The 20761-nt window shown below is 72.3% G+C and carries 21 protein-coding genes; 10 read left to right on the top strand and 11 right to left on the bottom strand.

Going from position 1 to position 20761, the window contains the following annotated elements:
• Positions 1–109: 109 nt before the first annotated feature.
• The 3 genes from BLT39_RS21185 to BLT39_RS21175 are packed head-to-tail and all read right to left on the bottom strand — an operon-like array spanning position 110 to position 2561.
• The gene (locus BLT39_RS21185) at positions 110–691 is read right to left on the bottom strand and encodes a fasciclin domain-containing protein (protein WP_091069099.1); all 582 of its coding nucleotides are present in this window, start codon (positions 689–691) and stop codon (positions 110–112) included.
• On the bottom strand, positions 685–1383 hold the full coding sequence (locus BLT39_RS21180) for an SDR family NAD(P)-dependent oxidoreductase (protein WP_091069096.1): 699 nt from the start codon (positions 1381–1383) through the stop codon (positions 685–687). Before BLT39_RS21180 ends, BLT39_RS21185 begins: the two co-directional genes overlap by 7 nt.
• A complete protein-coding gene (locus BLT39_RS21175; protein ID WP_091069093.1) occupies positions 1380–2561 on the bottom strand; it encodes an FAD-dependent monooxygenase in 1182 nt (393 codons plus the stop codon). Before BLT39_RS21175 ends, BLT39_RS21180 begins: the two co-directional genes overlap by 4 nt.
• 36 nt (positions 2562–2597) lie before the next feature.
• Between BLT39_RS21175 and BLT39_RS21170 the strand changes: the two genes are divergently transcribed.
• The 3 genes from BLT39_RS21170 (at position 2598) to BLT39_RS21160 (ending at position 5438) form a co-directional block, all read left to right on the top strand.
• The gene (locus BLT39_RS21170) at positions 2598–3092 is read left to right on the top strand and encodes a MarR family winged helix-turn-helix transcriptional regulator (RefSeq protein ID WP_091069090.1); all 495 of its coding nucleotides are present in this window, start codon (positions 2598–2600) and stop codon (positions 3090–3092) included.
• Between the two features lie 112 nt (positions 3093–3204).
• Entirely contained in the window at positions 3205–4047 is an 843-nt protein-coding gene (locus BLT39_RS21165) for a hypothetical protein (RefSeq protein WP_131801536.1), read from the top strand.
• Between the two features lie 17 nt (positions 4048–4064).
• The gene (locus BLT39_RS21160) at positions 4065–5438 is read left to right on the top strand and encodes a DUF4407 domain-containing protein (RefSeq protein ID WP_165640357.1); all 1374 of its coding nucleotides are present in this window, start codon (positions 4065–4067) and stop codon (positions 5436–5438) included.
• A gap of 40 nt (positions 5439–5478) precedes the next feature.
• Here the strand turns inward: BLT39_RS21160 and BLT39_RS21155 are convergent, their stop codons facing one another.
• Complete coding sequence (locus BLT39_RS21155) at positions 5479–5931, bottom strand: PASTA domain-containing protein (RefSeq protein ID WP_091069082.1); 453 nt, start codon at positions 5929–5931, stop codon at positions 5479–5481.
• Positions 5932–6118: 187 nt separating this feature from the next.
• Between BLT39_RS21155 and BLT39_RS21150 the strand changes: the two genes are divergently transcribed.
• The 3 genes from BLT39_RS21150 (at position 6119) to BLT39_RS21140 (ending at position 8238) form a co-directional block, all read left to right on the top strand.
• Complete coding sequence (locus BLT39_RS21150; RefSeq protein WP_091069079.1) at positions 6119–6526, top strand: YciI family protein; 408 nt, start codon at positions 6119–6121, stop codon at positions 6524–6526.
• Positions 6523–7650, top strand: a complete 1128-nt coding sequence (locus BLT39_RS21145) for an RNA polymerase sigma factor (RefSeq protein WP_091069077.1) — start codon at positions 6523–6525, stop codon at positions 7648–7650. The genes BLT39_RS21150 and BLT39_RS21145 overlap by 4 nt, the downstream gene beginning before the upstream one ends.
• A 120-nt stretch (positions 7651–7770) precedes the next feature.
• Positions 7771–8238: a hypothetical protein gene (locus BLT39_RS21140; protein WP_131801535.1), complete on the top strand. Its 468-nt coding sequence runs from the start codon at positions 7771–7773 to the stop codon at positions 8236–8238.
• Positions 8239–8257: 19 nt separating this feature from the next.
• Here BLT39_RS21140 and BLT39_RS21135 read toward each other — a convergent pair whose 3' ends face one another.
• The 4 genes from BLT39_RS21135 to BLT39_RS21120 form a co-directional block, all read right to left on the bottom strand.
• Entirely contained in the window at positions 8258–9130 is an 873-nt protein-coding gene (locus BLT39_RS21135; protein ID WP_207508302.1) for a nucleotidyl transferase AbiEii/AbiGii toxin family protein, read from the bottom strand.
• Positions 9040–9693, bottom strand: coding sequence for a type IV toxin-antitoxin system AbiEi family antitoxin domain-containing protein (locus BLT39_RS21130; RefSeq protein WP_207508300.1), 654 nt, complete (start codon positions 9691–9693; stop codon positions 9040–9042). The genes BLT39_RS21135 and BLT39_RS21130 overlap by 91 nt, the downstream gene beginning before the upstream one ends.
• Positions 9694–9844: 151 nt before the next feature.
• Positions 9845–11041: an NADH:flavin oxidoreductase/NADH oxidase gene (locus BLT39_RS21125; protein ID WP_091069068.1), complete on the bottom strand. Its 1197-nt coding sequence runs from the start codon at positions 11039–11041 to the stop codon at positions 9845–9847.
• 147 nt (positions 11042–11188) lie between these two features.
• Positions 11189–12373 (bottom strand): hypothetical protein, encoded by a 1185-nt coding sequence (locus BLT39_RS21120; RefSeq protein ID WP_091069064.1) that lies wholly within the window; start codon positions 12371–12373, stop codon positions 11189–11191.
• A 37-nt stretch (positions 12374–12410) separates the two neighbouring features.
• On the opposite strand from BLT39_RS21120, the gene BLT39_RS21115 reads away from it, so the two are divergent.
• The gene (locus tag BLT39_RS21115; RefSeq protein ID WP_131801534.1) at positions 12411–12959 is read left to right on the top strand and encodes a GIY-YIG nuclease family protein; all 549 of its coding nucleotides are present in this window, start codon (positions 12411–12413) and stop codon (positions 12957–12959) included.
• Positions 12960–13047: 88 nt separating this feature from the next.
• On the opposite strand, the gene BLT39_RS21110 is transcribed toward BLT39_RS21115, so the two are convergent.
• Both BLT39_RS21110 and BLT39_RS23595 read right to left on the bottom strand, forming a co-directional pair.
• Positions 13048–13905, bottom strand: coding sequence for a hypothetical protein (locus BLT39_RS21110; RefSeq protein ID WP_091069056.1), 858 nt, complete (start codon positions 13903–13905; stop codon positions 13048–13050).
• The gene (locus BLT39_RS23595) at positions 13902–14534 is read right to left on the bottom strand and encodes a MerR family transcriptional regulator (RefSeq protein WP_207508298.1); all 633 of its coding nucleotides are present in this window, start codon (positions 14532–14534) and stop codon (positions 13902–13904) included. Before BLT39_RS23595 ends, BLT39_RS21110 begins: the two co-directional genes overlap by 4 nt.
• Before the next feature lie 73 nt (positions 14535–14607).
• Here BLT39_RS23595 and BLT39_RS21100 point away from each other — a divergent pair, with 73 nt between their 5' ends.
• Positions 14608–15639 carry an aldo/keto reductase gene (locus BLT39_RS21100; RefSeq protein WP_242658601.1) on the top strand — a complete coding sequence of 344 codons (1032 nt, stop codon included), beginning with the start codon at positions 14608–14610 and terminating at the stop codon, positions 15637–15639.
• A gap of 58 nt (positions 15640–15697) precedes the next feature.
• Here BLT39_RS21100 and BLT39_RS21095 read toward each other — a convergent pair whose 3' ends face one another.
• Complete coding sequence (locus BLT39_RS21095) at positions 15698–17122, bottom strand: hypothetical protein (RefSeq protein ID WP_091069046.1); 1425 nt, start codon at positions 17120–17122, stop codon at positions 15698–15700.
• A 171-nt stretch (positions 17123–17293) separates the two neighbouring features.
• On the opposite strand from BLT39_RS21095, the gene BLT39_RS21090 reads away from it, so the two are divergent.
• Complete coding sequence (locus BLT39_RS21090) at positions 17294–19153, top strand: hypothetical protein (protein ID WP_091069043.1); 1860 nt, start codon at positions 17294–17296, stop codon at positions 19151–19153.
• Between the two features lie 44 nt (positions 19154–19197).
• Positions 19198–20760: a class I SAM-dependent DNA methyltransferase gene (locus tag BLT39_RS21085; RefSeq protein ID WP_242658600.1), complete on the top strand. Its 1563-nt coding sequence runs from the start codon at positions 19198–19200 to the stop codon at positions 20758–20760.
• Position 20761 lies beyond the last annotated feature (1 nt).

Here is a 20761-nt window from a genome sequence, read left to right as displayed (position 1 = left end):
AGATTCAGCTGTGGCACGGGCGTGGCGGAACGGTGTGGTTCTGATACGCCGTCGGGTGCCGGCTGGCAGGGCGCGTGGTCCGGGCGCGGCGCGTCCGCCCCCGGGCGTGTCAGGGGCGCGGGCGGAGCACCTGGTCGACCAGCAGCACCGTCGCGTTCGCCGTCTCCAGCGTGCCGCAGACCGTGGCCGGGACCTGGCCGAGCAGCGTGCCGTCGGCCGGTACCCGGACGACGCCGTCCGCCTGCTCGACGGTGACCCGGTCGCCGTTGCGGGTGTCCTGCCCGGGGGCGAGCTGCTCGGCGGGGAGCCGGACGTCGAGCACGTGGTGGGCCAGCAGCGGCGCCAGGCGCGGTCCGGTGAGGTCGAGCGCGTAGGTGTCGCGGGGCAGCACCTCGACGGCGGCGTCCACGGGGGCCAGCACGGTCAACGCGGGCGCGGCGTCCAGCTCGGGTCCCAGCCCGGACTGCTGCAGCACGACGTCGAGGTTGGACAACAGCGGTTCGCCGGCGATGGCGGCCGAGACCGGCTGCTCGCTGGTCGCGGCGTAGCCCGCCGGCACCGTCGCGCACGGCTCGCCGAAGGGCTGGTAGCTCGTGCTGGTCGCGGTCGCGTCCGGCAGGTCCGGGTCGCCGCCGGTGCACCCGGCGAGCGCCAGCACCAGGACCACCAGGGAGGCGCCCCGGCTCACCACGCCAGCGGCCCGTCCTCCTCGAGGACGACGCCGGTGGGCCCGTCCGGCCCGGCCAGCGCGGCCGACACCACGACCGCGGCGGCCTCGCCGACCGGCCGGGCGCCCGGGAAGCCGGCCGCGAAGTCGGTGTCGGTGAGGCCGGGGCAGGCCGCGACCACCCGGACGCCGGGCAGCGCCCGCGCGTACTTCAGCGTCAGCATGGCCAGGGCCGCCTTGCTGGCCGCGTAGACGATGAGCGGGGTCTGCGACTCCGGCCGGTCGGGGTCGGTGGTGGCGGCGAACGAGCCCAGGCCGCTGCCCACGTTGACCACCACCGGGTCCTCGGCTGCCCGCAGCAGCGGCAGCGCGGCCTGGGTCACCCGGACGACGCCGGCCACGTTGGTGTCGAGCACCCGCAGGGCGGTGTCGCCGTCGACGTCCGCCACCTCGACCGTGTTGTCCGGGACGCCGGCGTTGTTGACCAGCACGTCCAGCCGGCCCGACCGTGCACCGACCGCGGCCAGTGCGCCGGCCACCGACGAGGTGTCGGTGACGTCGAGCAGCACCGGCAGCGCGCCGACCTCGGCTGCGACGGCGCGCCCGCGCTCGAGGTCCCGTGCGCCCAGGAACACGGTGTGGCCCAGCGCGGCGAACTGCCGGGCGGTCTCCCGTCCGATGCCGCGGGTGGCGCCGGTGACCAGGACGGTGCTCATGCGGCCGGCAGCTCGTACTCGTCGGCGGGCGGGTTGCCGAAGCGGCCGGCGATGCCGCCGAGCTTCGTGGCCACCGGGCTGGCGGCCAGCTTGAGCGCCGTCCCCAGGAGCTTGCGCCCCAGGTCGGTCTGCGGGTTGGCCAGGCCGGGGGTGCCCGGCGGCAGCGACTGGCCCTTCTCGACGAAGGGGCGCATCCGGGCGTCGTAGTCGGCGAAGGCGGCGCGGTGGTCGTCGTGCGCGGCCAGGCAGGCGGCCAGGGTGTAGGCGCCGGTCAGCGCGAGCGTGGTGCCGATGCCGCTGACCGGGGTGGCGCACCAGGCGGCGTCGCCGGTGAGCACGACCCGGCCGACCGACCAGCGGTCGAGGTGGATCTGGGCGAGGTCCTCGAGGTACATCGGGGCGTCGTCCAGTTCGGCGAGGATGCGGTCGGTCTGCCAGCCGGCGCCGGCGAAGGCCCGCCGCAGCAGGGTGACCTGGGCGTCGCGGTCGAGGGCGTCGATGCCGCGGACGTCGGTCATCAGGTTGAGCATCGCGCGCTGGGTGCCGGTGTCGTCCGGGCGCAGGTTGACCCCGCGGCCGCGGCCGGCGACGTACCAACGCCACCAGTCGGTGTCGTCGTCGGCGCGCGGGATGGTCAGGTAGGCGATGACCATGCCGAGGTACCGGCGCGGGGCGTCGGGCAGCACCAGCTCGCGGCTGCGGGAGTTGACGCCGTCGGCGAGGACGACGAGGTCGTAGCGCTCCTGCGTGCCGGAGGCGAAGGTGACGTCGACGCCGTCCGGGTCCTGGTCGAGGGCGGTGATCTGGTCGCCGAACCGGTAGGCGACGTCGTCCTCGGTGTGGTCGAACAGCAGCTGGCCGAGCCGGCCGCGCAGGATCTCCAGCTCCGCGGTCGGGCCGGTGGTGTCGTCGGAGCTGGCGGGGAAGCGGGCCAGCTCGCGGCCGCCCTCGCCGAGGAAGACGGTGCCCTGCTCGCCGGTGCCGTGGGCCAGCGCGGTCTCCTCCAGGCCCATCCGGCGCAGCACCTCGCGGGCGGCGCCGCGGACGTCGATGTTCTGGCCCTCGTCGCGCAGCGAGTCGGCGCGTTCGACGACGGTGACGTCGTGGCCGGCGCGGGCGAGCCAGGAGGCGGTGGTGGGGCCGGCGACGCTGGCGCCGGAGACGAGCACGGAGGTCATGCCGACCACCCTGCAGGTTGCTAGATTGCCTAGCAAATGGAGAGCCTGCCGGACCTGACCGAGGTGACCACGGGCATGCAGGCGGCCATGCACGCCTCGCGCGAGCTGGCCTCCCGCATCGCCCGCGACCTCGGCATGCCGGTCACCGACGTGACCGCGGTCGGCCTGCTGCTGCAGCTCGGCCCGATGACGGTGGGGACGCTGGCGCGGCGGCTCGACGTCCGGACGGCGTCGGCGACCGTGCTGGTGGACCGGCTGGTGGCCGCCGGTCGGGTCGTGCGGCGCCCGCACCCCGACGACCGGCGCAGCGTGCTGGTCGACGTGACCCCGGCCGGGGCGGCGGAGAGCTGGGCGCACTGGGAGCCGGTCATCCGGGCGATGGACGCCGTCGCCCGCGCCATGACGCCCGACGAGCGGGCCGTGGTGGTCCGCTACCTGCGCGAGGTGGCATCGCTGCATGCCCTCCGGAGTGGTGACTCCCCGTCCACCGGTTCAGGTGAAGTTACGAGACCGGTGCGCCCGACCGGGTGACGGTCGCTGTCGGTGACGATCACCGAGCGTGATGCTGCAGCCGACGTCCTGGCCGCCGGCCGTGCGACGACGCTCATCCGGGATCGCCACGCGTCCCTCAGCTGGGGGGAACGTGCTCCGTCATCCGCTGCGCCGCGATCCGTTGTTCGTGGGCTGGGCCTTCCTGGTCGCGATCGGCGCCGTCGTCGCCCTCGACAGCAACACGACCTGGAGCGGACACGTCGAGGCCGACCGCGTCGGCGGGTTCGTCGCCGACACGCTGCTCGCTGTCCTGGTGTCCGGGATGCTCCTGTGGCTGGCCGCATGGTTCCGGCTCTGGCTGCAGCACCGTGTGCCCGGCGGGAAGCCGCGCCCGCACGCGCCCTTCACCGCGCTGCCCTGGACCGACAACTGGTTGCGCGAAGGTCGGCAGGATGCCGTCGCGGCGGCCGACGCCGCCCGTCCGGCCATCGGCCACTGCCGGCACGGTGGCCACCTGGGGGAGAGCAGCGACCAGCGTCCGCCCGTCGTCCGGGCGCTCTCGGTCAGCCACACGATCGTGCGGCCCGGCTCCCGGGTCAGCGTCACGTGGTGCTTCCAGGGTGCGGGCGACGTCGTGGTCGACGGCGTGCCTGGCCACCCGGCGTGCGGCGAGACGACCGTATTCGTCGACGTCACGCGCCGTGTCGAGCTGACCGCGTTCGGCCGTCGTGGGCGGACCGACGTCGCGACGCCCACCGTCGTCGCCGTCCAGGTGCCCGAGGTCGATCTCGGGTCAGCGGCTGCACCTCCGCCGGTCGCCCTGCACGCTGACGTCGGTGTCTCCCTCGGTGCCGCGCGTCCTGTCACCGCGACGCTGGACGCCTTCTTCGGTGCCCAGCAGGAGATCCGCGGCCCGGTGGGCCGCCCGGCTGCGGTCGTCGGTGTTCCACGGGTCGTGCTGCAGGCCTGGTCCCGCCGCGGGGGTGACCGGTGATGTCGGCGAAGTCGAGGGTGTCCGAGGTCCTGCTGACCGTCGCCGGCGCGAACCGGCAGGTGCTCGCCGAGGCGCCGAAGGAGCGGACCAAGCAGGTGGCCATGGGCGCGGTCCTCGTCTCGGTGGCGAGCCTGGCCGTCGCGGCTGCCAGCTACGCGCTGGTCATCGCGCTGCACTCGTCGCTGCCGTGGGCGCTCGTCGGCGGCGCAGTGTGGGGCTTGATCATCCTCAACATGGACCGCTGGCTGGTCGTGTCCAGCCCGCGGTTGCGCAGCAAGATCGGCACCCTGGGCATGGCCCTGCCGCGCGTGCTGCTCGCCGTCCTGATCGGTGCCGTGGTGTCCACACCCCTGACGCTCGCCGTCTTCAGCAGTGAGATCAACGTGGAGCTCGAGCGGATGAGCGCGGAGAGCGAGAACGCCTTCGCCCAGCAGCTGGATTCGGACAGCCGGTTCGCCGACATCGGGGACAAGCGCCAGCAGATCGCCGGCCTGCAGGCCGACATCGCCGATGGTGTGACCGACGCCGACGTCCGGGCCGATCCCGCCGTGGTCGACCTGCAGGCCCGGGTCGACCAGGCGCGACTGCGTTACGACGATGCCGCGGCCGCGGTGCAGTGCGAGAACGACGGCACCTGTGGCACCGGGGACCGCGGTGTGGGCGACGTGTCGCTGGCGAAGATGGCCGAGCGGGACCGGCTGCAGGGGGAGTGGCAGGCCCTGGACGGTCAGCTGACGGCGCTCGTCCCCGAGGTCCGGACCCAGCTCGAGGCGGAGGAGGCCACCCGGACCGCGGACCAGCAGGCCACGGTCGACCGTCTGCAGGGCGAGGTGGACGCCGCGGAGACGCAGCGATCCGCGGCGATTGCGTCGCACGACGCCGAGCAGGAGAACAGCGGCGGGATCCTGGCCCGCCTCTCCGCTCTCGAGCGCATCCAGGACCGTGATCCCGTCCTCGGCACGGCGCACCTGCTGCTGTTCCTCTTCCTCACCGCGCTCGAGTGCCTGCCGATCTTCTTCAAGACCATGCTGGCGCTGGCGCCGCCGTCCCTCTACGAGCGGCTGATGACCCTGGACGAGGAGCGGGTCGAGGCCCGTGCCCGGTTGCGGCAGCAGACCGAGTACGAGGAGGCCGAGACGATGGCCCGTGCGGGCATCGCGGCGGCGGAGGCGCGGGCCGCCCGGACCCTCGAGGCCGAGTCGAAGGCGACGGGGATGGTGCTCGACGCCCAGCTGGCCGTCACGCGGGACAGCGTGCGGCGGTGGAAGGACGACCAGCGCAGCCGGTTCACGGCGTCGGGACCGGCCCCGGGGACCGACCAGGCTCTGCTCACCGCGTTGGAGGAGGAGATGGCCGGCGCTGGGCGTCCGTCGGCCCCGCCCGCCACCTGAGGCGGTCGGGGTCGCCGTGGGCGACCCCGACCGTGGCACATCAGGGGCAGGTCTCCTCCCGCTTCACCACGCCGAAGTCGATCGATCCTTCGGCCGCACCGGTGACCTGCTGGCCGGCTGCGACGTTCTGGTCGCAGACGATCCAGTTCGAGTCGAGCACCTGGTTGCGGGAGCCGAACAGGTCGTGCGAGACCGTGTAGAAGACCCCAAGGGTCTGGATGGTGTTCTGCGCCGTCTGCAGATCGATGCCGACGAGGTCGGGCATGACGAAGTCGACGACGGGGGCGGCGACCGAGCTCGTCGGTGCCTGAGTCGTCGGCAGCGGGGCGGCGGTGGTGGGGAGAGCCTCGGTGGTCGGTGCCGAGGTGGTGTCCGACGTGGCCGCAGGGGTGGCGGTGGGTTCGTCGCTGCCACAGCCGGTGAGAGTGGTCGAGGCGACGACGGCCAGGGCCATGCCCCAGGTGGTCAGTCGGGCGGTGCGGGTGGTGATCACTGTGGTTCCCCCGTAGGTACAGGTGTTCGTTCGTAGGCCTCCCTCACCATCGGCACGGACTGCACCACGCGGTACCGATGAGTTCCTTTTGTGCGGCGAAGGACGGTGCATGTCGAGAACGCGGAGCCGGTTCCGTCCCCTGGGTGGAGGCGGTCAGGATGGGCCGCACGGACGCGAGGAGACGACCATGCCGAAGTACCTGATGCTCAAGCACTACCGCGGCGCGCCCGCCCCGACCAACAACGTGTCGGGCGACGACTGGACGCCGCAGGAGTGGCGCGACCACATCCAGTTCATGCGCGACTTCGCCGAGCGGCTGCAGGACACCGGCGAGTTCGTGTCCGCCGACGCGCTCGCGCCCGAGGGCACCTGGGTCCGCTTCGACGGCGAGGGCAAGCCGCCGGTCACCGACGGCCCGTTCGCCGAGACCAAGGACCTCATCGCCGGCTGGATGATCATCGACGTCGCCGACTACGACCGGGCGCTGGAGCTGGCCGGGGAGCTGTCGTCGGCCCCGGCCGCGGGCGGGAAGCCGCTGGGCGAGTGGCTGGAGCTGCGCCCGGTGATGAGCGAGCCGCCGGTCATCACGGAGTGACCGACGCCGACCTGCGGGCCGCCGTCCCGCAGGTGCTCGGCGCCCTGGTCCGCCGGGGCGCCGAGTTCGCCGCCGCCGAGGACGCCGTCCAGGACGCGCTGGTCGAGGGCCTGCGCACCTGGGCGGCGGACCCGCCGCGCGACGTCCGCGCCTGGCTGGTCACCGTCGCGTGGCGGCGGTACCTGGACGCCGTCCGGTCGGACGTCGCCCGGCAGCGCCGGGAGGAGGCCCCGCCCGAGGAGCCCGTCGAGGTCTCCGGGCGGGACGACTCGCTGCAGCTGTACTTCCTCTGCGCGCACCCGTCGCTGACCCCGTCGTCGGCGGTCGCGCTGACGCTGCGCGCGGTCGGCGGGCTGACCACCCGGCAGATCGCCGAGGCCTACCTGGTGCCCGAGGCGACGATGGCGCAGCGGATCAGCCGGGCGAAGCGGATGGTCTCCGGCGTCCGGCTGGACGCGCCGGGGGACGTCGGCACCGTGCTGCGGACGCTGTACCTGGTGTTCAACGAGGGCTACAGCGGGGACGTCGACCTGGTCGCCGAGGCGGTCCGGCTCACCCGGCAGCTGCACCGCGGGTTCGACCACCCGGAGGTCGCCGGCCTGCTGGCGCTGATGCTGCTGCACGCGGCCCGCCGTCCGGCCCGGTTCTCGGCGGACGGCGCGCTGGTGCCGCTCGCGGTGCAGGACCGGTCGCTCTGGGACACCCGGCTGGTCGCCGAGGGCGTCTCGTTGCTGCAGACCGCACTCGCGCAGGACCGGCTGGGGGAGTACCAGGCGCAGGCGGCGATCGCGGCACTGCACTGCGACGCCGCCTCGGCCGCGGAGACCGACTGGGTGCAGGTCGTGGAGTGGTACGACGAGCTGGTCGCGCTGACCGGGTCACCGGTGGCGCGGCTCAACCGGGCCGTGGCGGTCGGGGAGGCCGACGGCCCGCGCGCCGGCCTCGCCGCGCTCGCTCTCGTCGACCCCGGGCTGCCGCGGTGGGCGGCCGTGGCGGCGCACCTGCACGAGGAGGACGGCGACCTGGCGCGCGCCGCCCAGCTGTACGCCGAGGCCGCGCGGGCGGCGACCAACACCGCCGAGCGCGACCACCTCCAGCGCCAGGCCGCGCGGCTGCAGCGCTGACCCGTGGAGGTGTGAGCGATCCCGCATCGGCGGTCGGGGGAGCGACAGGATCCAAATCGGTAGGTTCCGCCTCTCTGTCCTTACCCCAGGTAAGGACTCCCCGGAGCGGAAGCGGTGCACATGAACAAGAGCGTTGTCCTGGGCGTCGCGGCTGGTCTGCTGGGCCTCGCAGGCTGCGGGTCCACCCCGGAGGAGTCCGCGGCTGCGACCTCGTCGATCCCCGCAGGGACGAGCACGTCATCCGAGAGCACCAGTACGTCGAGCGCCGCCACCAGCAGCGAGCCTGCACAGGACGGTCTCCGCGACGCGGTGCAGAGCTACTCGAACGCCTTCCTGACCGGCGACGCGGTCGCCGCCTACGACCTCTTCACGGTTCGCTGCAAGGACCGGACCTCGCTGGCTCAGTTCACGGGCATAGTCGCGGCGGCCTCCCAGCTGTACGGCTCGGCGTTGCCCATCACGAGCTACTCGGCCGAGGTGTCGGGCAATTTGGCCCGCGTGACCTACACCTACGACGTCTCCGCGATCAACCAGACCTCGGAGCCCTGGGCCCGCGAGGAGGGGCAGTGGAAGCAGGACGACTGCTGACGGTTTCCATCGCGTTCGATCAGGTGCTCGCCGCAGCCACCGCGTCGTTCCACCAGGCGCGCACCTGGTCGCGCGCCTCCTCCGGCCCCACCTCGATGCGTCCCTGGTGGCTGAGGGCGGTGGTCCAGTCCGTCCGACCGGGCGCGCGGTCGAACATCCACGGCTGCACGGGGCCGGCCGTCGGGCCGTGCTTGCGGAAGAGCAAGGCGGCCTCGGCGTCGATGTGGCCGGCGCGACCGAGACCCCAGAGGTCGTAGAGGTCGCGGGGTGCGTGGCGGTCCATCCAGGTGACGGTCTTCCAGGCGGCGAAGGCGGGGGCGGTGGGTGTCGTCAGGGTCGCGGGTGGCGCGTCCGAATACCGCTGCTCGATCTGTCGGCGTTCTCCTGGCCACGCGGGGTAGCCGGCCGCGGCGAGCAGCTGGACCCGGATCCTGATGTCGTCCCCGACGAGCAGCACGCTCGACTGCGCCCCTCGGGTGCTGGCGATCGGCGGTTGCCACGTCGTCGGCCCGTGCGTCCGCTGCAGGCCCCTCCGGACCGCATCCTCGATCGCAGCAGCGACGGCGGCACGGGGACCGGTCGCGAGGAGGTCGATGTCCTCGCTCAGCCTGAGGTCCGGCAGGAACGTGCGGGACAGCGCGGTCCCGCCGATGAACACCAGCTGGTCCTGCACGTCGCTGTCGGCGATGGCCGCCAGGACATGGCTGATGGCGTGGTCGCGGAGCACCTGCTCGTCCGCGACGCCGAAGCCGTCGCGGACGGTCGCGAGCTGTGCCGGGTCGGGGCCGCGGGACCCGCGCGTCATGCGGGTGCGTGCGCTGCGCGCAGCCGCTTGAGCGTCGCGCCCATCCGCTGCTCCTCGGCGAGCCGTTCGAGCCGCTCCGGCGCGCATCGTGGCAGGAGCGTGCGGACGGCGTCCTCGCTCTCGGCCGGTAGGCCCCCGAGATGGGGCCGCTTGGTCAGGTCGAGCACGGTCTGCTCGGGCGTGGTGACGAGCGCCGGACCGAGGTCGGTGCGCAGGAGCACGGCGTCGAGTGCGTCGACGTCCCGGGTGACGAAGGTGATGGTCCCCTCGGCTCGATCGGCGACCTGCAGAGGTCGGTGCTGTCCCGGTACTGCGACGACGGCGACGCCGATGGCTCGCGGGAGCGCGCCGTGCACCCGGGCCGCGGTCAGGTGCATGAGAACCGGCACGCGATCGCCGTACAGCGCCGTCGCGGCACCGGCAGCCAGTCCCTCCAGGGTCGGCACCCAGTCCCGCTCCCGGTCGTCGGGGAGGGCGTAGTAGAGACCGGGCGCGGCTCTGCGAACCACTCCCTGGCGGACCAGTCGGGCAAGCTGCACGTTGGGTTGGGTGTAGACGTTCGCCAGGTCCTGCGGGCGGACAGTCCGCAACGGTGCTCGGGTCATCGCATCTGGTGCAGCGGCCACATCCACCTCCCGGATGATCTGCACGAACTTATCCTCTGGATAAGTATTCGGCTAGTCATCGGTTGACTTGAGGCATCGGGTGTGCACCGCCCGCTCGGCGAGCGCGGGTCCGGCGGGACCTCCGTACGCCGGTGGCCCGGAACCGCTGGGGTTCCGGGCCACCGGGGTGCACCGGTCAGGCAGCGACCGTGGCGCCCGCCTGGGCGGCGGCCAAGGCCTCCTCGGGCGTGGGCGGCAGGCCGATGCTCGGGGCGTGGCCGCGGAAGTTCGACAGCCACCAGCGCCAGTCGGCCGGCACCAGGTCGAACGGAGCCGGGTGGCCGAGCTCGCGGGCGGCCCAGACCGGCCAGTGCGGGTTGGACAGCGCCGGTCGGCCGATCATCGCGACGTCGATGAGCTCCTCGCGGATCACCGCGTCGGCGGTCTGCGGGACGCCGAGGTTCCAGCTGGTGGCCACCGGGATGCCCACCTCGCGGCGGACCCGGGTGGCGCGGGGGACGAAGCCGGCCGGCTCGTTGAAGAAGTGCGGGTCGCGCATGTCGTCGGTGTTGCCGCCCATCGAGAGGTCGGCGAGGTCCAGGCCGTGCTCCTTCATCCAGCCGATGGCCTCGATGGAGTCCTCGAACTGGGTGCCGTCGGGGTGGAAGTCGTCCGACCCCAGCCGCATGGTCAGCGGCAGGTGCTCGGGCCAGACCTCACGGACGGCGTCCAGCGCCTCGAGCAGGAACCGGGCGCGGTTGCGGACCGACCCGCCGTACTCGTCGGTGCGCTGGTTGGCCAGCGGGGAGAAGAAGCTGGCCGCGAGGTAGCCGTGCGCGAAGTGCATCTCCAGCCACTCGTAGCCGGCGTCGGCGGCGCGGCGGGCGGCGTCGGCGTAGCTGCGGTGCAGGCCCTTGATCTCCTCGACGGTCAGCGCGTGCACGGGGTAGGAGTGGTCGCCGCCGGCGGGGATGGCCGAGGGGCCCGACGTCAGCCAGCCGTCCGGGTGGTCGGGGGCCAGCGCCTTCCAGGTGCCCATCTCGTTGACGCCCTTGTGCGGCGGGAGCTCGCTGCCCTTGCGGCCGGTGTGGCCGAGCTGGATGCCCGCGACGCCGCCGAAGCGCTTGATCATGCTCGTCACCCGGCGGTGGCCCTCGACCTGGTCGTCGGACCAGATGCCGGCGCACGAGGTCGTCGTCCGGCCCTCGGGGGTGATGGCGATCTGCTCCGGGAAGACCAGCCCGAACCCTCCGGCGGCCCGGGCCCCGAGGTACATGACGTGGTAGTCGTCCATCTGGCCGTCGGTGGAGCCGTACATCGTCATCGGCGACATCGCGATGCGGTTGCGCAGGGTGACGCCCTTGAGCGTGAACGGGGAGAAGAGGTCGGGCACGGCAATGGTCCTCTCGGTGGGAGGAGCCCAGCTCACCGCCGCCCGGGATCGGCCGGGTTCCGCGGAGGAAGAGTTGCGGTCAACCTTTCCGCACGGACGGCGGGACGGGTCGGTGCGGAGCGTGTCCGGGAGGTTGCCAGGCCCCGGTCAGGGCGCCCGGAACAGGTAGAGGTGCTGCTCGTTGGTCGACTCGTCGCTGCACAGCGCGGACACCAGCAGCGTGTCGCCGGAGCTGCCGAGCGCCGGCACGGAGTTCGACCCCTCGCGGCAGAACCCGACCGCCGGGGTGGTGTCGCCGGTGGCCAGGTCGACGGCCCGCACGGTCTGGCCGAGTTCGGTGTCGGTGATGCCGGACAAGTAGGCGTGGCCGCTGGCGACGACCAGCCCGCCGACGGTCGCCGGGCCGTCCTCGAGCACGGCGACCTCCTCCGGCGCGGTGCCGCCCACCGGGACGCGGAGCAGCTGGACGCCGACGCCGGTCTGGGTCAGGTAGGCGGAGCCGTCGTCGTCCGCGGCCAGGAAGGTGGTGCCGTCGACGTCCGGCCGGTCGTAGAGCGCCGTGGCGCCCGGGGTCAGCGACGGGTCGAACCGCAGCAGCTGCGACTCCTGGCCGGCCAGGCCGACGGCGACCAGGACGCTGCCGTCGGCGGTGATCAGGGTGTCCTCGACGGCGACCGGTGGGTCGGTCCCGGGGATGACGGCGGCGGGCTGGGCGAGCTGCACCTGGGTGGCCTGCGTCGTCGTCCCGGTGGTGGTGTCGACGACGGCGACCTGCAGCGTGCCGGTCGCGACGGGGGTGCCCTGGGAGTAGTCGGTCGGGGTGCTGGTGACGACGACGCGCGAGGCGTCGGGCGTGAAGTCAACGGTGCGCGGGGAGACCGAGGACAGCGAATTGATGCCGAGCGCCTCGGGCAGGGCGACCGGCAGCACCTGCTCGCCACCGTCGGGGGCCACGCGGATGACCGCGGGCCCGTCGGTGGCGTCCCCGACCAGGACGGCCGTGTCGTCGGCTGCGATGCCCATCTCGGCCACGCCGCCGAACTGGCCGAGCGCGGCGATCGTCACGCGGGCGGACAGGTCGGTGCCGCGGGTGATCCCGGCCTGCCCGGCCGGGTCGGTGGTGCTGAGCAGCACGGGCGTGTCGGTGCTGTCGAGGGCGGCCTGCAGCAGCCGGCCGGTGCCGCCGGTCAGCGCGAGGCCGGTGTCGACGTCCTGCACCTGGTCGAGCAGGACGCCGCTGGGCAGGTCGGCCTGCGGGGCGTCGTCCGGTGCGGAGGAGGTGCAGGCGGTCAGCGCGAGCGCGGCGCCGAGGACGACGAGGCGGGGACGCATCGGGACATGCTCGCAGGGCCGGCGGTTGACTGGAGCCGTGAAACCCGTGCTCGACGCCCTCCGCTCGGTGCCCCTGCCGGTGCCCGAGGTGCCCGACGCGATCCCGAAGGCAGCCGGTCTCTACGCCTGGTGGGGCCGCTTCGGTGCGCTGCCCGGGGTCTCGGGCCCGAGGCACCCGACCGCGCCGGTGCAGCTGCTGTACGTCGGCATCGCGCCGAACGGGCCGACGTCGGCGGCGACCCTGCGGTCGCGCGTCGTGGGCGATCACATCCGCGGGACGACGGGGTCCTCCACCCTGCGCCGGTCGCTGGCGGCGCTGCTGGTGGAGCAGCAGGGGTGGCGCAGCCGGTGGACGACACGGCCGGTGCTGCTGAACCGCGACGAGCTGGCGTTGTCGGAGTGGATGGCGGCGACCCTGCACGTCAGCTGGGCCGAGCACCAGGAGCCGTGGTCGGTGGAGGCCGACGTCATCGTCGAGCTGGAGCCGCCGCTGAACCAGGCCGAGAACCGCTCGCACCCGATGCACGCCGTCGTTGCGGCCGCCCGCAAGCGGTGGCGGGAGGAGGCCCGGGCCGCCGGCCGCTGATGCCTCCACCGCGCAGTTGATCATCGTCAGGTGGCTGCCGCCGACGGGGTGTCGACCAGCCACCTGGCGATGATCAACTTCCTGCGCGTCAGCCCAGGAAGCCGGTGACCGGGATGCCGGCCAGCGCCTGCCAGGTCAAGAACCCGACCAGCGCGGCATAGCCCACCGACGCGGCGGCGACGACCCGGAACCGGCTGCGCGGGCTGTCGAGGGCAGGAACGCGCCGGCGCAGTGCCTCGAGGCCGAAGGCGAGCAACGGCAGCGCCTGCAGGGCGTGCATGCCGACGAAGTGCGGCACCCGCAGGTCGCCGCCGGTGGTGGACCAGCCCAGCAGCGGCAGGCCCGGGCCGTCATCCGGCACCCCGACCGCGTGCGCGCCGACGATCCCGGAGTAGTCGTTCAGCTGGTCGGCGGTGGGCGAGGTCATGAGGAACGCGACGGCCATCCCGGCCAGGCCGATGACCAGCCCGGCCCGGATCGCCAGCCGCCGGGCGGGGTCGTCGACGGCCCGCCACAGCAGGACGGCGAGCGCCACGGTGACCAGCCAGACGGCGGCGATCGCGGTGCCCATCGACGCCCACACCGCGCTGTGCAGCGGGGTGGAGACGTTGAAGTGGCTGGTCGTACCGAGTGCGACCGCGCCGACGATGGCGGTCATCTCGACGGCCATGGCGATCGCGATGACCCAGGCGATGCCCCGGCCCAGCCGCTGGCGGCGGGCGGGCAGCAGGGTGAGCAGCCAGGCGATGGTGAGCGCGTAGACGGCGATCGAGATCGAGAACTTCAGCGGCTTGAGCCACCCGTTGCGGCCGATGATCTGCACGGGGTCGACCACGGCCAGGACGGCGGTGACGACGGCGGTCGCAACCATGACCCCGGCGACGGCGAGCAGCACGCGGTTCAGCCGGGGCGGGGTGGTGGTGGGGCGGTCGAGGACGGCGGTCATGACGGGCTCCCGGTTCCGAAGCGGCGGACGGACTCGCTCTCCTGCGCCATGCGGCGCAGTCCGGCGAGGAGGGCGTCGCCGAGCACGGTGCCGACGACGACGGTCTGGGCGGCGGTCGCGGGGCCGGCGTCCAGGGTCTTGCTGATGGTGTCGATGTCGGCCTCGGCGACGAGCTCGACGGCGCGGGCGTAGGCGGGCAGGACGGCGGCGAGATCGTCGCGTCCCAGGGCGAGGTACCGGTCGAGGACGGCGGCGGCCGCGACCAGGCCGGGGTTGCCGTCGTGGACGGTCCAGCCCTGACGGCGGGCGACGTCGGCGACGCGGCGGAGCGACTCCGCGGACGGCGGGGCGGCGACGCGGGGGAGCGAGGCCTGCGCGACGCCGAGGGTGTTGCCGAACGGGTGGTCGGGGTCGTCGGCGGCGGCGAGGACGTCCTTGGCCGCGGCAACCGACAGCCCGCCGACCTCGATCAGCGAGCGGATGAGCCGGAGCCGGGCCAGGTGGTCGTCGTCGTAGGAGGTCTGGTTGTAGCCGGTGCGCTCGCCGGCGGGCAGCAGCCCCTCGCTGACGTACCACTTGATCGAGGCGGCGCTGACCCCGCTCCGTTCGGCCAGCTCGGCGATGCGCACGTCGACAGCATCACTATCGATAGTGATGCTGTCAACCCGGCGCAGCCGCGAGGCGTAGGAAGGGGACATGGAGATGCGCACGCTCGGACGCACCGGTGTGAAGGTCAGCCCGCTCTGCCTGGGGGCGATGATGTTCGGGGCGTGGGGCAACCCCGACCACGACGAGTCGGTGCGGATCATCCACGCCGCGCTCGACGCCGGGATCAACTTCGTGGACACCGCGGACGTGTACTCGGCGGGGGAGAGCGAGGAGATCGTCGGCAAGGCGCTCGCCGGTGGACGGCGGGAGAACGTGGTGCTGGCGACCAAGGCGCACGGCGCGATGGGGGAGGACCCCAACCAGCAGGGCAACAGCCGGCGGTGGCTGGTGACCGAGGTGGAGAACAGCCTGCGGCGGCTGCAGACCGACCACATCGACCTATACCAGATCCACCGTCCGTCGCCCGAGACGGAGATCGAGGAGACCCTCGACGCGCTGACCGACCTGGTGCGGGCGGGCAAGATCCGCTACTTCGGCAGCTCGACGTTCCTGCCGTCGCAGGTGGTGCAGGCGCAGTGGGCTGCGTCGGTGCGGCACAGCGGGCGGTTCGTGGCCGAGCAGCCGCCGTACTCGATGCTCGTGCGCGGGATCGAGCGCGAGCTGCTGCCGGTGACGCAGGAGTACGGCATGGGGACGTTGGTGTGGAGCCCGCTGGCCGGTGGGTGGCTGTCGGGCAAGTGGCGCAAGGGTGCCGATGCGCCGCAGACGGCACGTGCGTCGCTGATGGGTGGCCGGATGGCGTCGCGTTACGACCTCTCGGACCCGGTCAACCAGCGCAAGCTGGACGCCGCCGACGCGTTGGCCGGGGTGGCCGAGCAGGCGGGGGTGAGCCTGCCGCAGCTGGCGATCGCGTTCACGATCCGGCACCCGGGAGTGACGTCGTCGATCATCGGCCCGCGGACGATGGAGCAGCTGACGAGTCAGTTGCCGGCGGTGGACGTCGAGCTGTCGGACGACGTCCTGGACGCCATCGACGCGATCGTGCCGCCGGGGACGAACATCCGCGCGGACGACGCCGGCTACGCCCCGCCCGCGATCACGGATGCGGCCCTGCGTCGGAGGTGATCGGAAGGGTCATCTGACCAGCTCAAGGTGCCGCGGCACCCTGAGCTGGTCCGTGCGCTCAGGCGGCGCCGAACTTCTCAGCGGACGAGAGCTCAGACGATGTGATGCCGCCCAGAGCGGCCAGCGCCAGGTCCAGCGAACGACGGATCGCAGTGGTGACCTTCGCGCAGTCCCCTTCGATGGCGAACCCGCTCTTCTGGATGCCGGCGGCTGCCTTCTTGATGCTGTCGACGACGCTGAGCTGAGCGACTGCGGCGGCGATGTGCTCAGTGGCAGTTATTACCTCCGCAGCCCCACTTCGTGCACTTGCTGCCAAGGCGGCGGCCCGCAGGAGCTGCAGGACGGTGCGCAACAGCTCCGGCTCGTCATGCTCCGGGTCGAAGGCGACGACCACCCGCCGCGGACCGAGGATCCGGACGTGCTGACCCCCGTTCTGCTCGATGGTCCGGACGACGCCCAGCGCGGCGAGCGCATCCCGGTTCCGCTCTGCCTCGTCGAAGTACGGGATCCACTGCCGGCGGGCGGTCGAGTCCGTCACCTCGACCACTACTCGGACGTCTGCACCGCCCACGTGCAGGACGGCGTCACCCTTCTTGCTGTTCGGCAGCCGACCAGCGCTGGTGCCTGTCACCGCGTACTCGTCCCCAAGGCCGGCGGCGAGCTCTCGCAGCAGCCCGCCGACGGAGTCCTCGAACGGGCGGCCCTTCAGCGTGGTCAGGTGGACGACGTTCGACTTGCCCCGCTCGACCTTGACCACAGTGGCCAGCTCAGCGACAGCGACCGCCAGCTCGGCGTGGTTCTTGTCCAGCTTGGCGGTGACGACTTCCTGTTGCTGGGCGAGTGCGGAAGCCAGCTTGGCCACCGGAGAGGTCGGGTCGGCCGGGTCGAACTGCTTGACCGCCTGACGGAGCAGCTCATCCGTGGCAGATCGCGCAGACTCACCGACGCTGGTACCGAAGGCGTCGAGCAGGGGCCTCAACCGTTCCACCAGGGCGGGGTTCTCCCCGCCGAGAGTGCGCTGCATCTCCGCGACGATGGCCTTCTGCGCTGCGTCCACCGCCGCCGTCAGCTCCTTACGGCTGCGCTCCTCGGCCTCGGTGATCGACCGCTTGGCCGATGTGGTCGCCTTGTCCATCGTCTCGGCAGCAGCCGACACGGTGCGCCGGGTCAGCTGCGCGGCCTCATGCGTGGCAGAGGCCGTCTTCTCCCTGACCTCCCGGAGCATTGCCTCCACGGCACGGGCCTCACCGGACTGTCCCATCGCTGCCAGGGCCCGCGCCCCGAGCACCACGGCCTCGGTCAGGAACACCGACAGATCGGCGTCCGTGTTGACGCCTTCGACCGCCGGCCCACGCCGGCCCGTCGTCCAGTGCCGCGCCTCCCGGACCACGGCCTCATCCGTCAGGCGGAGGGTGCGGACGACGAGCGCGGGCTCGCGTAGGTCGAGGTGGACGGCGGGCTCGTGGGGCTCGTGCTGGGTCATGGCGCAGCTCCTCGGAAGTGGGGCCACGCGGCGGATGACCTGCGTCCACCGTCTCTACGTTTGGTCCACCTGCCAAAAATTATCACTGATAAGGGGGCTTATCACGATTCGCAGCCGGCAGGTGACTCGTCGTGGGCTACGGTCATGCCAATCGATACGAGGAGGTGCCCGATGTCGACGTCCACTCCAGCCCGCCTGCTCACCCTGCCTGACATCGCGGCCCTGGCCGGCGTGCAACGCCCGGTGCCGTCGATGTGGCGTACCCGGACCTCCGTCCGCGGCGAGACGATCCCGTTTCCGGTCGCTGTCGATGTCATCAACAGTGTCGAGTACTTCGCCATGGACGACGTCGTCGCCTACCTGGCCGCCACCGGACGCGGTCGTAACCCGGAGTACGCGCTGGACGCCCCGACGATGGCATCACCGGTTGATGCCGGTCACACCTCTGCCGAGATGCTGCTGACGCTGGCCTTGGTCACCGGCGAGGACCTGGCCCGCGCTGATCTCGTCGCGCTGGCCACCGAGGTAGATCCGGACGACGCCTTCCTGCTCGGCGAGGTGCGCGATGGAGGTTGGCCCGCTGACCTCGCCGGTCACATCGACGAGCTGGTCGCCGCCTCCCTCGGCCCCGAGGATGCGCTGAACCGCCTGGACGGCAGCCGCCTCGCCCGTCAGGTGGGCGACCGCGGCTGCACCCCGGAGCTGGTCGACCTGGTCACCAGCGTCGCCACCGCCGGGCGCAAGGACGCCGTCCTTGACCCGACCGGTGACAAGCGGCTGGACCGAGCGTTGGCGCCGCACTTCGCCGCTGTGCTGTCCGACGACCGCAGGCTTCGTCGTCAGGCCGCCATCCTGGGCTGGGCCGTGACGACCGGTGAGACCACCAGCCCCGTCGTCCGGGTGCGGTCGCTGCTCGGTCGGCCTCGGGACGACGTCCTGGATGCTCTGGACAAGTTGGCGGTGGGTCTCGGACCGGGGGATGTCGCAGTAGCGCTCGGACCTGCGGCGACGATGACCGACGCGCTTACCGGCCAAGCCGAGAAGCTGCGCGCCATGACGGTGCGCCCCGGGCCGTTGGCCGCCGTGCTCCGTCTCCCCCGGGGGATGTGGCGTACCGCCCATCGGCAGAGCGCAGCGATCTGGGTTCTGACTGGTGGCGCCGGTCGCAGAGACGTGCGTCTCGCAGACCTGGACGACGGAGCCGCCCTCGATCTGACCGACCTGTCTGCCGACATCGCCCAGGCGCTGGCGCCGATGGGCAGCGGGAGGACCGAAGCGCGCGCCTACCGTTATCTGCGCTCTGGGGAACGCGAGGGGGTGCTGGCCGGCGGTCCGCTCGTGCCGCGCGGCGCCCGGGCCCAGCATCTACTCGTCGAGGACGGACTACTGGACCGTGCCCACGCGGCGGCGGCGGTGCTCTCCGAGCCACTGCCTGAGGTCACGACAGCAGTCACGGCGGGGCACGGGCGGATGGTCGTGAGCTTGGTGTCGCTGGGTCAGCTCGTCGCCGCCAAGCGGCTGACGTTGCGTCAGGGCCGGCGCATCGCGCCCACGGACGCCGACCTCACCGGCACGGTGCACGTACTCACCGCCGACGGGGCTTTGGATGCCGTCCGGCTTGACCCCTTCGACGCCCGCGCCCGCAGCGGCGGCTGGACCGAGCCCGGGGACGTCGTCTTCCTGGAGAGGCCACAGCCCCGGGCCATGGTCGACACCCGCGGCGGCAACCTGGTGGCTACACCAAGTCGCATCCTGCGCCTGGCCGAAAACGCGCCGGTCAGTGCCCACATACTGGCCGCGCGGATCAACCAGGCTCGGCCGGGCACCGAGTGGCAGACCTGGGAGGTGCCTGCGCTCCCACGCGCCGAGGCGCAGGCACTTAGCACCCGGCTCGCTGAGGTCACCCGTTACCGCACCGAACTCCGTCGGAAGGAACAGGCGCTAACCGCCTGGGCTGACGCGCTCGTCCGAGGGGTTGCGGCGGGTTCGCTGGCTGTCCCGGATACCACTACAACTCTCGAGAACAGGTGAGCCTCGTGCCTCCACGTGCCAAGCAGTCCACGGCTCCTTCGACGATGAAGGAGCTGAAGGACACTCTGTGGAAGGCCGCCGACAAGCTGCGCGGTTCGTTGTCGGCGCACCAGTACAAGGACGTGATCCTGGGGCTGGTGTTCTTGAAGTACGTGTCCGACGCCTTTGACGAGCGGCGCGAGCAGATCCGTGCCGATGCCGAGGCAGACGGGTGGACCGAGGACCAGATCGCCGGGCTGATCGACGACCGGGACGAGTACCAGGGGTACGGGGTGTTCGTCGTCCCGCCGGTGGCTCGGTGGGCCTATCTGGCGCAGTACGCCAAGGGCAAGCCGGCCGAGGGCCACGAACCCGATCGCACGATCGGTGAGCTGATCGTGGCGGCGATGGACGCGCTCATGGTGGCCAACGAGAACCTGCGCGGCACGCTGCCCCGGCTCTACAACAACGACAACATCGACCAGCGCCGTCTGGGCGAGCTGATCGACCTGTTCAACAGCGCCCGGTTCAGCCGGCAGGGCGAGCACCGGGCCCGGGACCTGATGGGCGAGGTCTACGAGTACTTCCTGGGCAACTTCGCGCGGGCGGAGGGTAAGCGCGGTGGGGAGTTCTTCACCCCGCCGTCGGTGGTGCGGGTGCTGGTCGAGGTGTTGGAGCCGACCAAGGGCCGGGTCTATGACCCGTGCTGCGGCTCGGGGGGCATGTTCGTGCAGACGACGAAGTTTCTGCGCGAGCACGACGGCGACCCGAGCGAGGTGGCGATCTTCGGTCAGGAGTCGATCGAGGAGACCTGGCGGATGGCGAAGATGAACTTGGCCATCCACGGCATCGAGAACAAGGGCCTTGGTGCGCGGTGGGGTGACACCTTCGCGCGCGACCAACACGGCGATGTGCAGATGAACTACGTGCTCGCCAACCCGCCCTTCAACGTGAAGGACTGGACGCGCAGCACGGACGACCCGCGCTGGGTGTACGGGGTGCCGCCGGCGAACAACGCCAACTACGCGTGGATTCAGCACATCTTGTCCAAGCTCGCGCCCCGCGGACAGGCCGGCGTGGTGATGGCCAACGGATCGATGTCCTCGCAGAGCAACGGTGAGGGCGACATCCGGGCGGCGATCGTCGAGGCCGACCTGGTGTCGTGCATGGTGGCGCTGCCCACGCAGCTGTTCCGCTCGACCGGGATCCCGGTGTGCCTGTGGTTCTTCGCGCGCGATAAGGGTGCCCGCGCCGGTGAGGTGCTGTTCATCGACGCCCGGGAGCTGGGTGTGATGGTCGACCGGGCCGAGCGGGCGCTCACCGACGAAGAGGTCGTCCGGATCGGCGACACCTTCCACGCCTGGCGCGGCTCGCAATCGGCCGTCGCGAAGGGGCTGTCGTACGAGGACGTGCCCGGCTTCTGCCGCTCGGTGCCACTGGCCGAGATCAAGGAAGCCGACTACGCGCTGACCCCCGGCCGCTACGTGGGGGCGGCCGCGGTCGAGGACGACGGCGAACCCCTGGACGCAAAGATCGACCGGCTCCGCGGCGAGCTCCTGGCCGCCTTCGACGAATCCAACCGACTCGAACAGCTCGTCCGCACCCAACTGGAGCGCCTCCATGCCTGAG

It is taken from the genome of Klenkia brasiliensis (genome assembly GCF_900100695.1).
Lineage (GTDB): Bacteria > Actinomycetota > Actinomycetes > Mycobacteriales > Geodermatophilaceae > Klenkia > Klenkia brasiliensis.
Note: the sequence above shows the minus strand (reverse complement) of the source record. Positions and strands in the feature narration are given on the sequence as shown.

Bases quoted from the DNA above. Each gene is read 5' to 3' on its own strand.
- BLT39_RS21180 (WP_091069096.1), bottom strand. From the start codon at position 1,383: ATGAGCACCGTCCTGGTCACCGGCGCCACCCGCGGCATCGGACGGGAG.
- BLT39_RS21175 (WP_091069093.1), bottom strand. From the start codon at position 2,561: ATGACCTCCGTGCTCGTCTCCGGCGCCAGCGTCGCCGGCCCCACCACC.
- BLT39_RS21170 (WP_091069090.1), top strand. From the start codon at position 2,598: ATGGAGAGCCTGCCGGACCTGACCGAGGTGACCACGGGCATGCAGGCG.
- BLT39_RS21150 (WP_091069079.1), top strand. From the start codon at position 6,119: ATGCCGAAGTACCTGATGCTCAAGCACTACCGCGGCGCGCCCGCCCCG.
- BLT39_RS21140 (WP_131801535.1), top strand. From the start codon at position 7,771: ATGAACAAGAGCGTTGTCCTGGGCGTCGCGGCTGGTCTGCTGGGCCTC.
- BLT39_RS21135 (WP_207508302.1), bottom strand. From the start codon at position 9,130: ATGCGCGCCGGAGCGGCTCGAACGGCTCGCCGAGGAGCAGCGGATGGG.
- BLT39_RS21120 (WP_091069064.1), bottom strand. From the start codon at position 12,373: ATGCGTCCCCGCCTCGTCGTCCTCGGCGCCGCGCTCGCGCTGACCGCC.
- BLT39_RS21110 (WP_091069056.1), bottom strand. From the start codon at position 13,905: ATGACCGCCGTCCTCGACCGCCCCACCACCACCCCGCCCCGGCTGAAC.
- BLT39_RS21100 (WP_242658601.1), top strand. From the start codon at position 14,608: ATGCGCACGCTCGGACGCACCGGTGTGAAGGTCAGCCCGCTCTGCCTG.
- BLT39_RS21095 (WP_091069046.1), bottom strand. From the start codon at position 17,122: ATGACCCAGCACGAGCCCCACGAGCCCGCCGTCCACCTCGACCTACGC.
- BLT39_RS21090 (WP_091069043.1), top strand. From the start codon at position 17,294: ATGTCGACGTCCACTCCAGCCCGCCTGCTCACCCTGCCTGACATCGCG.
- BLT39_RS21085 (WP_242658600.1), top strand. From the start codon at position 19,198: ATGAAGGAGCTGAAGGACACTCTGTGGAAGGCCGCCGACAAGCTGCGC.